Genomic DNA, 13,177 nt, shown 5'->3' on the forward strand with positions numbered 1-13,177 from the left:
ATGGCCACCTCATCCAAAATGCCGTCGCCTGCCGACCTCAAAGCCATCTTTGGCCTGGAGCCGGAGAATGCGGTGGAGTACATGAAATCGAAGGGCTATGCGATTACCTGGAACTGGCAGGAGATGCTCGACCAGGCGCACGACCAAGCATTCACCGTCGCCAAGGCTATGCGCCTCGATCTGCTGTCGGATATTCGCGGCGCACTGGAAACGGCGTTGCAGGATGGTCAGACCCTCAAGCAGTTCACCAAGGCATTGCAGCCTGTCCTGGAGGCGCAGGGCTGGTGGGGCAAGCAGGTGATCGTCGACAGCAGCGGCGGTGCCGAGATGGTGCAACTGGGCAGTCCGCGCCGCCTGAAAACGATCTACCAGACCAATCTGCAGAGCGCCTATATGGCTGGTCGCAAGGCCAGCATGGAAGAGACGGCAGATACGCACCCTTACTGGCGTTATGTCGCCATCCTGGATGGCATGACGCGGCCCAGCCATCGCGCACTGAGTGGCAAGGTCTATCGCCATGATGATCCTGTGTGGTCATCGATCTATCCGCCCAACGGGTTCAACTGCCGATGCCGTATCACGTCGCTGACTGAGGCCGCCCTGAAGCGTCGTGGATTTACGGTCGACAGCAGCGAGGGTCGCATGCAAACAAGAACGGTTGAAATCGGCGCGGACAAGCGTACCGGCGAGATCCGCACCGCCCAGGTGACATCCTTGCGCACCACCGATAGCGAAGGTCGGGTCGCGGTTTTCAGCACCGATCCGGGTTTCAATCACGCACCAGGTGCAGGTTTGGCCGAGGCGCTCAAGCGCAAACAGGCAGCCTCCGCCCAGCAGGAGCAATGACATGTTCACCGTCGAGCTGGATCAGCAGCGCTTGCAAGATGTGCTGCGCAAGGTTGAATGGGCTGTAGGAGATCTCGCGCCTTTGATGCGATCAGTTGCCGCAGAGCTGGGCAGCATCACCGAGGAGAATCTGGAGGAGCAAGGCCGTCCAGATTGGGCCGATTTGTCTGACGTGCGTATCGGCCAGCGCGAAAAGGATGGGACGTGGCCAGGTCAAATGCTGCAGGTCAGTTCCGCTGGCTTGGCAGCATCCATCTCCACCTATGCCACCGATAGCTCAGCCGTGGTTGGCAGTAACAAGCCCTATGCGGCCATGATGCACTTCGGCGGTACCAAGGCGGAGTTCCCTCATCTCTGGGGCGATATTCCCGCTCGACCTTACCTGCCGATGGACGCCGAGGGTGTCGTGCAGCCCGAAGCCGAGGAAGCAATCCTTGATCTGGCGATGATGCGCCTGGGAAAAGCGGCCCGCGTGTAAGGCCGCAGGAGGCGATTAGGGGCGTTCAGCGCCCCGGTTCATCACGCCACACCCCCGAAGTCCGCTGTATATGCTTTATAAATCCCCGCTGCCGTCCTTTGCCCCTGTTGATCGGGTGCATATCCCGAACACTTCATCACATTCCCTCGCGATAACTCTTTAAAGCCGATTAAAAGTCTCTGGCAGTCCATTGCATCAGGCTGTGTGCTTACCCCATCAAGCGCACGCCAATAGCCATGAAGCCACTCCATATTTTCAAGCCGGGTACCCATACCGCCATGAGCGGTGCCAGCTTCAACTTCAGCGAAAGTGATCTGGCCGCCACGGTGAGTGCTTACTCACCGGCATTGCACGAAGCGCCATTGGTGATTGGCCATCCCAAGCACGATGACCCGGCAATGGGCTGGGTGAAGTCTCTTCAGGCAACAGCTGAAGGCTTGATCGCCGTGCCGCAGCAGGTCGACCCGGCGTTCGCCGAGCTGATCGGCAAAGGCAGCTACAAGAAGATCTCCGCCTCGTTCTATCACCCCGACTCACCGAGCAACCCAGTGCCTGGCGTGTACTACCTGCGCCACGTCGGCTTTCTCGGAGCCCAGCCGCCTTCGATCAAGGGGCTGCGTTCCATCGATCTGGCTGACACCGATGAAGGTGTCGTCGAGTTCGGCGACTACGGGCACGAGATCAGTTCGGGCTTGTGGCGCAAATTCCGTGAGTTCCTGATCGGCCAGTTCGGCGCTGAAACTGCTGACAAGGTGGCTCCGTCCTGGGAGATCGACAGCCTTGCCGAGCAGGCGCGCCGCAATGACCTGGATGCAGGCCCTTCCTATTCAGAACCCAAACCCACCACTGAGGTAAATCCCGTGACCGAGGAAGAACAGGCCGTATTGACGGCGGACAACGAGCGTCTTAAAGCCCAGATCGCCCGCCGCGACAAGGCCGACAAAGCCGCGACCCAGGAAGCGATCCATACCGGCAACACAGAATTCGCCGAGCAGCTGGTGGCCAGCGGCATGAAGCCTGCCCACGTGGCCGCTGTGGTCGCTGCGCTGGACTACGCCGAGGCCGGCGACAAGAGCGATAAGCCTCTGGAGTTTGGCGAGGCCGACGACCGCCAGCCGCTCAGCGAAGGCTTGAAATCCGTGTTCAAGGAGCTGACCGGTGCTGTCAGCTTCAGCGAGCAGGCCTCCAAGCAACGTGCTGGCAAGGTCCTGGACAAATCCATTAACCCGCTTGTGGCTGACGCCGAAGCCCGCTCGAAACGATAGGAGGCTCCATGCCTACTTACACACCACCCAAAACGCTGGGTGATTTGCTCCTGGTTGAAGTCGCTCCCGGCTGGACCAAAGAAAAAGCGCTGCTCGCGATGGGTGCCGCTTACCCACTGGGCACGGTTCTGGCCAAGGTCAACGGCAAGTGCCAAGCGCTTGATCTGGCGGGCGCGGGCGCAGCCAAAAAGGCCGTGGCTGTTCTCGGTGAGAGCGTGGATGCCACCGCCGCTGATACGCCTGGCGTGGTCATCGCTCGGGGTGCAGTCGTCGAGCTGGTAGAGCTGCACTGGCCTGCCGGTATCACCGATGTCCAGAAAGTCACCGCCCTGGACGAACTTAACGCCCTGGGCATCGTCGCTCGTGCGGCGCTCTGATAGGAGTTGTACATGAATCTTCAAGACCTCTTCACCGTTGCAAGCCTTAGCGCATCCATCAACAAACTGCCGGTCATCCCGAGCAAAGTCGGTGCGATGGGCATCTTCGAAGAGAAAGGCGTCACCACCACGTCGGTGGTGATCGACGAATACGAAGGCCGCCTGGTGTTGGTCCCGAACACTTCCCGCGATGCCGATCCGGCAGCCGTGAAAGCTGGCAAGCGCGCCCGGCGCACGTTCGAAACGCTGCACTTGCCAATCTCTCGACCTTTGCTCCCGAGCCAGCTTCAAGGCATTGCGTCCTTCGGCCAAGAGACTGCGACCGTCCCGCAGGCAACGATCATCAATGATCACCTGCAGGAACTGAAGAACAGCATCGAGTCCACCCGTGAGTTCCAGCGCGTGGGTGCGTTGCGAGGCAAGCTGCTTAATGCCGACGGCTCGGTGCTCTTTGATCTGTTTAGCGAGTTTGGCGTTGAACAGAAGAAGGTCACCGTCGCCCTGGGCACGGCATCCACCAATGTTCGCAAGGCCTGCCTGGACGCCAAGCGTCACGCCGAATCTAAACTCGGTGGTGTCATGGTCACCGGCTTCCGCTCCTTCTGCGGTCCCGACTGGTTCGACGCCTTTACCGAGCACGAGAAGGTCAAGGCTGCGTTCGCTGGTTACCAGGAGGCGCAGGACCGTATTGGTGGCGATCTGCGTTCGGGGTTCACCTTCGGCGGCATCGAGTTTGTCGAGTACGACGTAACGGTCAGCGGCCAACGCTTCATTCCGTCCAACGTCGCCCAGGTATTCCCGGTGGGCAAAGGCGTCTTCAAGATGTTCAACGCCCCGGCGAACTACAACGAGACGGTCAACACCGTGGGCTTGCCGTTCTACAGCAAGGGTGAAGAACGCAAGATGGGCAAAGGCTGGGACGTAGAAGCGCAGGCTAACCCGTTGGCCATGTGCTTGTTCCCTGAAGCCCTCGTCGAACTGTCGTTCTAGGCCATGCGCTACTGCACCCGCGCCGATATCGGCAGCGCCATCCCAGAGATGACGCTGATTCAGCTCTCCAACGATGACCCCTCGGCCATGCAGCCGAACGAGTCCGTGATCGAGGATGGCGTGCGCCAGGCCGAAGAGCTGGTCGACGGTTATCTGCGCGGGCGCTACACCTTGCCGCTCGATCCGGTCCCCACGGTGCTGCGCGATGCCGTGGTCTATCTGGCGCGACACTGGCTGTATCAGCGTCGCCCAGAAGGCTCGTTGCCGGATCCAGTCAAGGACAGCCGCAAGGACACCATCAAGCTGCTGGAAAGCATCCGTGATGGTGTCGTCACCCTGGGCATGCCGTCAGGCAAGGCGGCTCCTGAGCCCGGTGAGATCCGGGTCCGCTCCCGTCGCCAGCAGTTTGGCAACGATTTATGGAAGAGCTACTGATGAGTCAGCCCCTGATTCAGCCAAAGACACAAACCGAGCAGCTGATGCTTGCCATCGTGGAGCGCCTGAAAGCGCACTTCGATAAAGAGCTGATGATCGAGTTGTTCCCGGAAAGCCCGGCCCAGTACCGGCTTAACCATCCTCGGGGCGCAGTGCTGGTGGCCTTCGGCAAGTCATCCTTCGACGATTCCGAATCGTTGGATGCCATGTTCCAGGCCCGCAAGATCGTGCTGCGCTTGACCTTTGTGTTCCGGCAGTTGAACGGCAAGGACGGGGTGATCAGCTTCCTTGATCGCGCCCGTGGCGCGCTGGCTGGCTGGAAGGCTCCGCACTGTGATGTTGCCTGTCGCCCGCTCGCTGAAGCGTTCATCGGTCAGGTCCAGGGCATCTGGCAGTACAGCCTCGACATTTCCACCCGTGCAACTCAGTTGCAAATCATGGAGCCCGAAACCGGGCCTCTACTGACACAGACCCGTTTCGAGGAATACCAGTGAAACTGACCCGCTATTTGTACAAAGGCCCCCAGAGCGCGGCGACGCTTCGCTTAGTGGCTGAATCCGGCAAGCCTGCCGAGCTGCTCGAAGTACAGCTGATCCCTGGCAAGCCTGTCGAGCTACCTGAAGATCATGAGTATGTTCAGGTACTGCTCGTCCTCAAACACCTGGAGTTGCTTCCAGGCGATGCTGCCGAAAGCGCTGTGGTCGATGCGCCAACTGCGCAAGACAAGAAAGGAGCAAAAGCCTGATGGCTGCTAACTATTTGCACGGTATTGAAACCCTTGAGATCTCCCGAGGGGCGCGACCCATCCGCATTGTGAAGTCGGCAGTCATTGCGCTACTCGGTACCGCACCGGTCGGGGCGGTGAATGCGGTCACGCTGTCGCTGAACGAGACCGACGGCGCTCAGTTTGGTCCTGATGATCTGGACGGCTTCAGTATCCCCAAGGCGTTGTCGAGCATCTACGACTTCGGCGCAGGCACTGTGCTGGTGGTGAATGTTCTGGATCCGTTGATCCATCGCACCAACGTTGTGGGCCAGGCCCGCTCCTTTGGCGACAACGAACTGTTGCGATTGGGTCATGGCGCACTGCAGCTGCTGGAGCTAAAACCGGCTACTGGCAATGGCGCTGCCTACGCACTCGGCGTCGATTACACCGTCGATATGCTGACTGGCAAGGTCACCCGATTGGCCGCTGGCGCCATCCCGGTAAACGGTTCGGTCCTCGCCGACTACACCCATGCAGATCCGAGCAAGGTCACGCCTGCCGATATCGTCGGCGCGGTCAACATTGCAGGTCAGCGAAGCGGGCTCAAAGCGTTCCAGGACAGCTACAACACCCTGGGCTTCTTCGCGAAAATCTTCATTGCACCAGGGTTCAGTCAGCTCAATTCGATCAGCGTCGAGCTGATCGCTGCCGCCACTCAGGTTGGCGGGGTCGCTTACATCGATGCGCCGATCGGCACCACGGTGCAGCAGTGCATTGCCGGTCGCGGGCCTGCAGGCGCGATCAACTTCAACACCAGCAGTGACCGGGTACGCTTGTGCTATCCCCACGTGAAAGTACTCGACACCGCCACCAGCGGTGAGCGCCTGGAGCCTTTGTCGATCCGCGCCGCTGCTCTTCGGGCAAAGATCGACAATGACAAGGGTTACTGGTGGAGCAGCTCCAATCAGGAGCTGATTGGTGTGATCGGGCTGGAACGGCCATTGACCGCTCGTGTTGACGACGCAAGCAGCGAAGTGAACTTGCTCAACGAAAACGGCATCACCACCGTGTTCAACTCCTTCGGTACCGGGCTGCGCTTGTGGGGTAACCGCACCGCTGCCTGGCCAACTGTTACGGAGATGCGCAACTTCGAAAACGTCCGTCGCACCAAGGACATCATCGACGAATCCATCCGCTACAGCTCGCTGCAGTTCGTTGACATGCCGATCACCGACTCTCTGATCGACAGCATCACCGAAAGCGTCAATCTGCTGTTTCGCAAGTTGATTGGCGATGAAGCGCTGATCGGTGGTGAGTGCTGGTATGACCCCGCTCGCAACCCACAGACAGAGCTGCAGCTCGGTCATGCGCTGTTCAGCTACAAGTTGACCGTGCCTTTGCCGCTTGAGCGAGGCACGTTCGAAACCGAAATCACCAGCGAATACCTGGTCAACCTGGGAGCACCATAATGGCCTTCAGTGCGCACCGCATTTCCAACGCTAACATCTACCTGGACGGGGCCAGCTTCTTCGGCAAGGCCGAAGAGATCGACCTTGGCTCCGTGAAGGCGGTGATGTCGGACTTCCAGGGGCTGGGCATGATCGGCCTGATCGAGCTGCCCGATGGCTTCGACAAGATCGAGGGCAAAATCAACTGGAACAGCCTGTACGGTGACGCCGCCACCAAGCTCGCATCGCCTTTTAAAAGCGTTGCGCTCCAGTGCCGATCGAATGTCCAGGTATTTGACAGTACTGGTTTGGTGAGCGAAATCCCGCTGGTCACGATGATGACCATCACCTTCAAGGATTACAAACTGGGGAGCCACAAGCCTCGTGATCCTGCGAAGTACGAATCCCCATTCTCTGCCACCTATGTGCGTCAGGTGCTCGATGGTGAAGAAGTCCTGTTACTGGATTACTTGGCGAACATTTTCAAGGTAAATGGCGAAGATCAGCTGGCGACATACAGGAAGAACATCGGCCAGGCTTAACGGTAGCGCTGGATGCGCCTGATCTGAATAGCCCCATGGACGGGGCAGCATGGATGCAACCCTGAAGCCCCGCCACCGTGCGGGGCTTCTCTTTAAAGCGTATTAAAAGCCGAATCGCTCACCAGGTGCGAACCTCTGGACTCTTTCAGAGCACTCCCACTTCACCTGGAGCAACAGCGATGGCCGCTTCCCTCAGTATCTCTCTTAAATTTCCCTTCACGACCGCTGCTGGCGTCTGCCTTACCTCACTGCCTATCACCCGCCTCAAGCGCAAGGACATCGGCAAGGCTCAGGCCTACAGCAAGGACGAAGGGCTGCAGGAAGACTTCCTCTTTGCCAAAATGACCGGCATGACGATTGAAGATTTGGCAGAGCTGGACATCGCCGACTCCAAAGTCGTTACCGAGGTGTTTCGGGAAATGGCTGATGGACGAGACCTGGCTGCACTCCTGGGACGAAGCGCTGTTGATGGTGCTAAAGATGCAGCCATCAGAGATAGCGAACCTGGAGATGCCGGAGTACCTGCGGTGGGTTGATGCGTGCAGTCGAGAAATCGACCGACGTATCGAAGCTGCAGAAAAGATGCGCTCGCAATGAGTGTCATCGTAGAGGCCGGGCTATTGGCTCGGCCGGTCTAGGTCCAAGCTCCAGGCGTAATCAATATGGCGAATGAAGTTCTTGTCGGGCTACGGATCGGTGCTGCGGTTTCCGGCACGCTGCAGTCAGCATTCGGATCTGCACGCTCCACTGTCCAGCAGCTCGGGCGAGCAACTGACAGCCTGACCTCCCGACAAAAACTCATTGGTACGGAGCTTGCCGCGTCGCTCGCACGCGGCGGCACGGGTATCGAGCGCCTGCGCAATCAATACACGCAGGTTGGCCGCACCATCGACCAGTTGAAGGTGAAGCAGGAGCAGCTTAATACCAGCATCGCTCGCGGCGAAACCCTCAAGAACCGGCGTGGAGAGTTGCGCGGCCAAGCTATGGAAACGATTGGGACGGCTGCCGTGCTTGGCGCTCCAGTCGTGCAATCCATGCGCACCGCCATCGACTTCAAGGATCAAACCAACGACATCGCCATCACCGGCGGCTTTGATGCTGCTGAGGAAGAGCGTCTCGGCGGCGTAATGCGTGGTGCTGCGCTGAGGTGGAATCAGACTCAGACTGAAGTGGCAAAAGGTACTGCAGTGCTGATCGCTGGCGGCATATCCAGCGCAAAAGAGCTGGCTGCTTATGCGCCAGTGATGGCAAAAACGGCAACTGCTACGCGGGCCAGCATGGATGATTTGGGGTCTGTGGCCATCGCGCTGAATGACAACCTCGGCATCGGCGCTGCGGGTCTTGAGCGCTCCATGAACATGCTGGCCTACGCCGGTAAGCGAGGCCAGTTCGAGCTGGCCGACATGGCTAAATGGCTGCCTCAGTTGACTCCGCAGTTTGCCGCCCTGGGCATAACGGGTGAGCGAGCCGTTGCTGAGATTGGTGCATCGTTGCAAATTGCGCGTAAGGGTGCGGGTAGCAACGACGAGGCGGCCAACAACTTTAAAAACTTTTTGTCGAAAATTACTGCGAAGGACACTTTGAAGAGTTTCAAAGACGCAGGTATTGACCTAAAAGACGCTATGAAAAACATGGTCAGCCAAGGTATGACGCCGATGCAGGCCATGCTCGAAATCATCACCAAGTACATGAGCACGAAGGGGCCAAAGGCAGCTGGTGAGTTTCAGAAAGTGATGGCCCTCAAGGATGATAAAGAGCGTGAGACGGCACTGGCCCGGCTGAACGAATCATACAAGTTGGGTGAATTGTTCGCGGACCAGGAAACGCTGGCTTTTATTCGTCCCGCTATCGCAAACCGAAACGAGGGCGCAGATATTCAGAAAGGTAGTTTTGGCGCCGCCGACCAGGGCGGTGATGGCGATTGGAATAAGCGGATGGAGAGCCCGCGAGAGCAAATGAAGGCGCTCTCGATAAATCTGTCGGAACTGGGCATCACTGTTGGCAGCGTCCTGTTGCCTGCACTTGTAGACATAACTAAGGCAGCTCTGCCAGTCGTCCAGTCATTCGCCACTTGGGCAGGTGAAAACCCAGCCCTGGTGAAGGGTGTGGTCGGTCTGGTCGCGGGCTTGCTGACAGCCAAGCTGGCGTTCATCGGCGTGGCCTACGGCGCTAACCTGGTGATGTCGCCCTTCGCAGCGGCAACGACCGCCGTCACGTCGATGTCCTCCAAATGGCTGCTGCTGCGGGCCGCGTGGCAGATGGGCAAGTTTGCTCCGGCGATCTCGGGCCTGAAGATGCTGGGTGGCGGACTGATGACCACGCTCAGATACAGCGGCATATTCCTGCGTGGTATCGGCATGGCGTTTGGTGCGCCGCTCATGATGGCTGCTCGCGGCGGTCTCATGCTCGGCAAAGTACTGGGAGGGACATTGCTGTTCGGCCTGAAGCTCGCAGGACAGGCCATTCTTTGGCTTGGCCGCGCACTGTTGATGAACCCCATCGGTTTGGCCATTACCGCTATTGCGCTGGGTGCCTATCTTATTTACCGATATTGGGAGCCCATCAAAGGCTTCTTCGGAGGTCTTTGGAGCGAGATAAAGACTGCCTTTAACGGGGGATTTGCGGGAATTGCCGGACTGATTATTAACTTTTCCCCGTTGGGCCTGTTTTATCGGGCCTTCGCCGGAGTCATGAGTTACTTCGGAGTTGAGTTGCCTAGCAAGTTCAGTGAGTTCGGCGGCAATATCATCAGCGGCCTGATCAGCGGCATCAGCGCCAAGCTTGAAAGTGCGAAGGAAACCGTGGTCGGCATTGGCACTTCGATCAAGGGCTGGTTTACCGAGACGCTGGGCATCCAGTCGCCGAGCCGGGTGTTCATGGGCTACGGTGCCAACATCAGCGAAGGTGCCGCCATCGGTATTGCCTCGCAGTCCGGCCTCGTTCGCCAGGCAGCACTGGGCATGGCCGACCAGACGGGCGTCGCGATGCGCCTTCCTAATCTGAATGCGCTTACTAGCGCCAACATGGCGGGCGCTGACGGATCCGCAGGTGCGGGCTCCATGGGCGGCGGAGCTGGCGCGCAGCCTCTGCAGGTGACTTTCTCTCCGGTCATCAACGTGCCGGGCGGTGAAGGCGTTGGCAACCAGGTTTCCCAAGCATTGAACACAAGCTATGCCGAGTTCGTCAGGTTCATGGAGCGCTTCCAGCATGACCAGGGACGCCGCAGCTACGGACCACCAGCTGGAGGACGCACCTGATGTATGCCGTATTGGGAAAGATCGAATTCGAAGTGGCCAGCGGCATCACCGGCATGGAGCAGAGCAGCACTGCCGATTGGGCTGAGCATTCGCTGATCCAGGGCAAGCCGCTCCTGGAGTGGGTCGGCGACGGCCTCGACGAACTTAAATTCAGCATGCAGCTGCATCCATGGCTGGGCGACCCCGAGGCACGCCTGCGCACCCTGCGCGAGGCAAAGAGCAAACACGAGCCGCTGGCGTTTGTCCTGGGCAGTGGGGAATACGTTGGCGCTTTCGTGATTACGGACATCAGCAACACGCCTCGTCGGACCTCGGCTGACGGTCGGCTTTATTCGTCGAATGTTCAGGTCACTCTGCGCGAATACGCCGGGCCATTCACGCCCAAGGTCGTTAAGGCTGGCCTGATTGATTCGGCGGTGCAGTCCACGGCTGCAGCGAAGATCGCGACCCCAGCATTGATCTCGAAGCTCGCGCCCGTGTTGTCGTCTGCTCAGACAGTGGTTGGTTATGCGCGCCAGGCCGGGACCATGATCCAACAGGCAAAGACCATCTATGACGCGGTCAAGAACTTCAATCCGATGACGCTGCTGACTCAGGCACCGCAACTCGCTGCGCTGACTGAGCGGGCGCTGGGCCCGATCGCTGGCCTGACTGAGGCTGCGAGCTTTATTCATGAGGGGGAGGACATCGCCCAGCTGGGTCAAAGCCTGTATGGCAGCGTCAGCGGCGCACGCTCTAGCCTGACCCCGCTGGACCTGGGCAATGTGGCCGACAGGTTCGAGACCTCTGGCAACTACATTGCCCAGGCATACGACCGGCTCGACGGGGCTTCAACGCGCCTGACCGGCCTTGCCGCTCAAGTCATCACCAGGAGAGCCTGATGTTTCTGACCCATGTCACAACTGAGGGCGAGCGCTGGGATCAGCTGGCCTGGAAGTACTACGGTGACGCACATCGTTACCCGCCGATCGTTGAGGCCAACCCCCATGTGCCGATCACGGGAGCATTGCCCGCAGGCTTGATCCTGGCTATTCCGATGCTCGATCCCGTTGTATCGAGCGAGGATCTGCCGCCATGGATGCGCTAGTACCAGGAGAAGTGCCCGAGGCTCGCTTTGTGCTGACCTACCAGCAGCGAAATATCACCCGCGATATCAGTAAAAACCTGACCTCAATCTCTTACTCGGACTTTTTGACGGGCCAGGCTGACACCTTAGATATCGAGCTGGAGGACGCGGAGGGGAAGTGGCTCGATGCTTGGTATCCGGGGCATGGCGACGCACTGGCTTTGTCCCTGGGTTGGTCCGGCAAGCCGCTGCGCACGCTGAGCCGCCTGGAGATTGATGAGGTGGACTTCAGTTCTGCCCCGGCTACGGTCGGCATCAGGGCGATCGCAACAGGCATCAACACGGCGCTGCGCACCACCGAGCACAAGGCATACGAGAGCACCACGCTTGCCGCCGTAGCCCAGGAGGTTGCGAGTCGCCTGGGGCTGACTCTGGTAGGTAGTATCGAGCCGATCAAGCTGGATCGCCTGACGCAGCAGGAGTCTGATCTGGAGTTCCTGCGCAACCTGGCAGATGAATATGACTACGCCTTTAAAGTGACCGGTTCGCGCCTGGTGTTTCACGCCATCAGCGAGCTGGCCAAGGGCAAGCCGGTCGCTCAGTTGATGCTCAAAGACTTGAGTAACGTGCGCTTGCGGGACCAGATCAGGACCGTGCCGGAGAAGGTGTCAGTCAAACACAAGGATCCGGCCAAGAAGAAGCTGATCTCCTACGACATTAAGAACGGTGAGACTGTGGCGGTCCCCAGCAGCAGTAGTGGCGCGACCACCAGTGCTGACACCAAGAAACATCGCAAGCGTTCGGCCTCTGAGGAGGAATCCAAGGCCAAGGCCAAGGCCGATCTGGCTAAAGCCAATCGGGAGCGCACGACGGGCAGCTGGTCATTGATGGGTCAGCCCAATCTGGTCAGTGGCAACGTCGTCACCCTCGTCGCAGCGGGCAAAATGGGCGGCAACTACCTGATCCTGTCCGCGCAGCACCGGATTACCCGTGGTGGTGGCTATACGGTTGAGCTGAGCCTCTGCCGTGTATCCGCGACCTCGATATCACTGTCATTCGACGCCTCCAAGCCTGATCTGGCGCTTTCGACCTATGGCTTTCAGCAGGATGGTGCCCTTGCATAACCTCAAAGCAGCAGGAAGCCTTAGCCATGGGCGTTGAATTGGAATACGGCGAAGTGAGCGCGGTCGATCACCAGGCCTGCAGGATCCGCGTGCGTCTGGATGACCGGGATGGCGTGGAGAGCTTCTGGCTGCATGTGCCCCAGCGCAACACCCAGGGCACGCAGCGCCGTCCGTTGATGCCCGAGCTGAATGAGCAGGTGGCGGTGCTGCTCGATGCGGATGGCGTCGGTGGTGTTTGCCTGGGAGGCATCTACTCGACTGCTGAGCCGCCGCCAGTCATCGACGAAGACACGGACTATGTGCGGTTCAGCGACGGCACGACCCTGACCTACGACCGTGCTGCGCATGTGATGGCGTTGGATTGCGTCGGTGCCACGACGCTGAAATGCGCCAAGAACCTGGACATACGGTGCGGTGAGCCCGTGTCGGTCAAGGCCCCATCCGCCACCCTGGATGTTCCTGAGGTGCATCTGAATGGCAACCTCAGGGTGAGCGGCAATGTGGAGGTCGGCGGTAACGTCAATGCGGGCGGCACCGTGATGGATGGTGGCGGCAACTCGAATCACCATAGTCATTGAGCACCCTATATATAGAAGGATGTTCGGCTGACCGGCCTGCACGGGAAGCTTTAAACCAGATTAAA

At 59.1% G+C, this 13,177-nt stretch carries 16 protein-coding genes; all 16 read left to right on the forward strand.

The genetic code is table 11. The features are described from left to right. The gene (locus AABC73_RS26360; RefSeq protein ID WP_341521536.1) at positions 1-846 is read left to right on the forward strand and encodes a phage minor head protein; all 846 of its coding nucleotides are present in this window, start codon (positions 1-3) and stop codon (positions 844-846) included. A gap of 1 nt (position 847) precedes the next feature. Continuing rightward, on the forward strand, positions 848-1,324 hold the full coding sequence (locus AABC73_RS26365; RefSeq protein WP_341521537.1) for a phage virion morphogenesis protein: 477 nt from the start codon (positions 848-850) through the stop codon (positions 1,322-1,324). 236 nt (positions 1,325-1,560) lie between these two features. Beyond that, positions 1,561-2,589 carry a peptidase gene (locus tag AABC73_RS26370; RefSeq protein WP_341521538.1) on the forward strand — a complete coding sequence of 343 codons (1,029 nt, stop codon included), beginning with the start codon at positions 1,561-1,563 and terminating at the stop codon, positions 2,587-2,589. A gap of 8 nt (positions 2,590-2,597) precedes the next feature. Continuing rightward, a complete protein-coding gene (locus AABC73_RS26375; RefSeq protein ID WP_341521539.1) occupies positions 2,598-2,966 on the forward strand; it encodes a head decoration protein in 369 nt (122 codons plus the stop codon). A 12-nt stretch (positions 2,967-2,978) separates the two neighbouring features. After that, on the forward strand, positions 2,979-3,956 hold the full coding sequence (locus AABC73_RS26380) for a major capsid protein (RefSeq protein ID WP_341521540.1): 978 nt from the start codon (positions 2,979-2,981) through the stop codon (positions 3,954-3,956). A gap of 3 nt (positions 3,957-3,959) precedes the next feature. After that, positions 3,960-4,391: a DUF1320 domain-containing protein gene (locus tag AABC73_RS26385; protein WP_341521541.1), complete on the forward strand. Its 432-nt coding sequence runs from the start codon at positions 3,960-3,962 to the stop codon at positions 4,389-4,391. Beyond that, on the forward strand, positions 4,391-4,885 hold the full coding sequence (locus AABC73_RS26390) for a Gp37 family protein (RefSeq protein ID WP_341521542.1): 495 nt from the start codon (positions 4,391-4,393) through the stop codon (positions 4,883-4,885). Before AABC73_RS26385 ends, AABC73_RS26390 begins: the two co-directional genes overlap by 1 nt. Further along, positions 4,882-5,136: a hypothetical protein gene (locus AABC73_RS26395; protein ID WP_341521543.1), complete on the forward strand. Its 255-nt coding sequence runs from the start codon at positions 4,882-4,884 to the stop codon at positions 5,134-5,136. The genes AABC73_RS26390 and AABC73_RS26395 overlap by 4 nt, the downstream gene beginning before the upstream one ends. After that, complete coding sequence (locus AABC73_RS26400; protein ID WP_341521544.1) at positions 5,136-6,566, forward strand: phage tail sheath subtilisin-like domain-containing protein; 1,431 nt, start codon at positions 5,136-5,138, stop codon at positions 6,564-6,566. Before AABC73_RS26395 ends, AABC73_RS26400 begins: the two co-directional genes overlap by 1 nt. Continuing rightward, on the forward strand, positions 6,566-7,087 hold the full coding sequence (locus AABC73_RS26405) for a phage major tail tube protein (RefSeq protein WP_341521545.1): 522 nt from the start codon (positions 6,566-6,568) through the stop codon (positions 7,085-7,087). The genes AABC73_RS26400 and AABC73_RS26405 overlap by 1 nt, the downstream gene beginning before the upstream one ends. A 179-nt stretch (positions 7,088-7,266) precedes the next feature. Beyond that, entirely contained in the window at positions 7,267-7,623 is a 357-nt protein-coding gene (locus AABC73_RS26410) for a phage tail assembly protein (protein WP_341521546.1), read from the forward strand. Positions 7,624-7,749: 126 nt separating this feature from the next. Beyond that, a complete protein-coding gene (locus AABC73_RS26415) occupies positions 7,750-10,344 on the forward strand; it encodes a phage tail tape measure protein (RefSeq protein WP_341521547.1) in 2,595 nt (864 codons plus the stop codon). Further along, positions 10,344-11,225 carry a phage tail protein gene (locus tag AABC73_RS26420; protein ID WP_341521548.1) on the forward strand — a complete coding sequence of 294 codons (882 nt, stop codon included), beginning with the start codon at positions 10,344-10,346 and terminating at the stop codon, positions 11,223-11,225. Before AABC73_RS26415 ends, AABC73_RS26420 begins: the two co-directional genes overlap by 1 nt. Then, the gene (locus AABC73_RS26425; RefSeq protein WP_341521549.1) at positions 11,225-11,431 is read left to right on the forward strand and encodes a tail protein X; all 207 of its coding nucleotides are present in this window, start codon (positions 11,225-11,227) and stop codon (positions 11,429-11,431) included. The genes AABC73_RS26420 and AABC73_RS26425 overlap by 1 nt, the downstream gene beginning before the upstream one ends. After that, positions 11,419-12,534: a contractile injection system protein, VgrG/Pvc8 family gene (locus AABC73_RS26430; RefSeq protein ID WP_341521550.1), complete on the forward strand. Its 1,116-nt coding sequence runs from the start codon at positions 11,419-11,421 to the stop codon at positions 12,532-12,534. Before AABC73_RS26425 ends, AABC73_RS26430 begins: the two co-directional genes overlap by 13 nt. A gap of 26 nt (positions 12,535-12,560) precedes the next feature. Further along, positions 12,561-13,112: a phage baseplate assembly protein V gene (locus tag AABC73_RS26435; protein WP_341521551.1), complete on the forward strand. Its 552-nt coding sequence runs from the start codon at positions 12,561-12,563 to the stop codon at positions 13,110-13,112. Positions 13,113-13,177 lie beyond the last annotated feature (65 nt).

Origin of the sequence: Pseudomonas sp. G.S.17, from assembly GCF_038096165.1 — a bacterium.
In the GTDB taxonomy this organism is placed as follows: Bacteria; Pseudomonadota; Gammaproteobacteria; order Pseudomonadales; family Pseudomonadaceae; genus Aquipseudomonas.

Coding starts and splice junctions, on each gene's coding strand:
- AABC73_RS26380 (WP_341521540.1), top strand. CDS start 2,979: ATGAATCTTCAAGACCTCTTCACCGTTGCAAGCCTTAGCGCATCCATC.
- AABC73_RS26360 (WP_341521536.1), top strand. CDS start 1: ATGGCCACCTCATCCAAAATGCCGTCGCCTGCCGACCTCAAAGCCATC.
- AABC73_RS26390 (WP_341521542.1), top strand. CDS start 4,391: ATGAGTCAGCCCCTGATTCAGCCAAAGACACAAACCGAGCAGCTGATG.
- AABC73_RS26370 (WP_341521538.1), top strand. CDS start 1,561: ATGAAGCCACTCCATATTTTCAAGCCGGGTACCCATACCGCCATGAGC.
- AABC73_RS26420 (WP_341521548.1), top strand. CDS start 10,344: ATGTATGCCGTATTGGGAAAGATCGAATTCGAAGTGGCCAGCGGCATC.
- AABC73_RS26385 (WP_341521541.1), top strand. CDS start 3,960: ATGCGCTACTGCACCCGCGCCGATATCGGCAGCGCCATCCCAGAGATG.
- AABC73_RS26400 (WP_341521544.1), top strand. CDS start 5,136: ATGGCTGCTAACTATTTGCACGGTATTGAAACCCTTGAGATCTCCCGA.
- AABC73_RS26435 (WP_341521551.1), top strand. CDS start 12,561: ATGGGCGTTGAATTGGAATACGGCGAAGTGAGCGCGGTCGATCACCAG.
- AABC73_RS26365 (WP_341521537.1), top strand. CDS start 848: ATGTTCACCGTCGAGCTGGATCAGCAGCGCTTGCAAGATGTGCTGCGC.
- AABC73_RS26375 (WP_341521539.1), top strand. CDS start 2,598: ATGCCTACTTACACACCACCCAAAACGCTGGGTGATTTGCTCCTGGTT.
- AABC73_RS26415 (WP_341521547.1), top strand. CDS start 7,750: ATGGCGAATGAAGTTCTTGTCGGGCTACGGATCGGTGCTGCGGTTTCC.
- AABC73_RS26405 (WP_341521545.1), top strand. CDS start 6,566: ATGGCCTTCAGTGCGCACCGCATTTCCAACGCTAACATCTACCTGGAC.
- AABC73_RS26430 (WP_341521550.1), top strand. CDS start 11,419: ATGGATGCGCTAGTACCAGGAGAAGTGCCCGAGGCTCGCTTTGTGCTG.
- AABC73_RS26410 (WP_341521546.1), top strand. CDS start 7,267: ATGGCCGCTTCCCTCAGTATCTCTCTTAAATTTCCCTTCACGACCGCT.
- AABC73_RS26425 (WP_341521549.1), top strand. CDS start 11,225: ATGTTTCTGACCCATGTCACAACTGAGGGCGAGCGCTGGGATCAGCTG.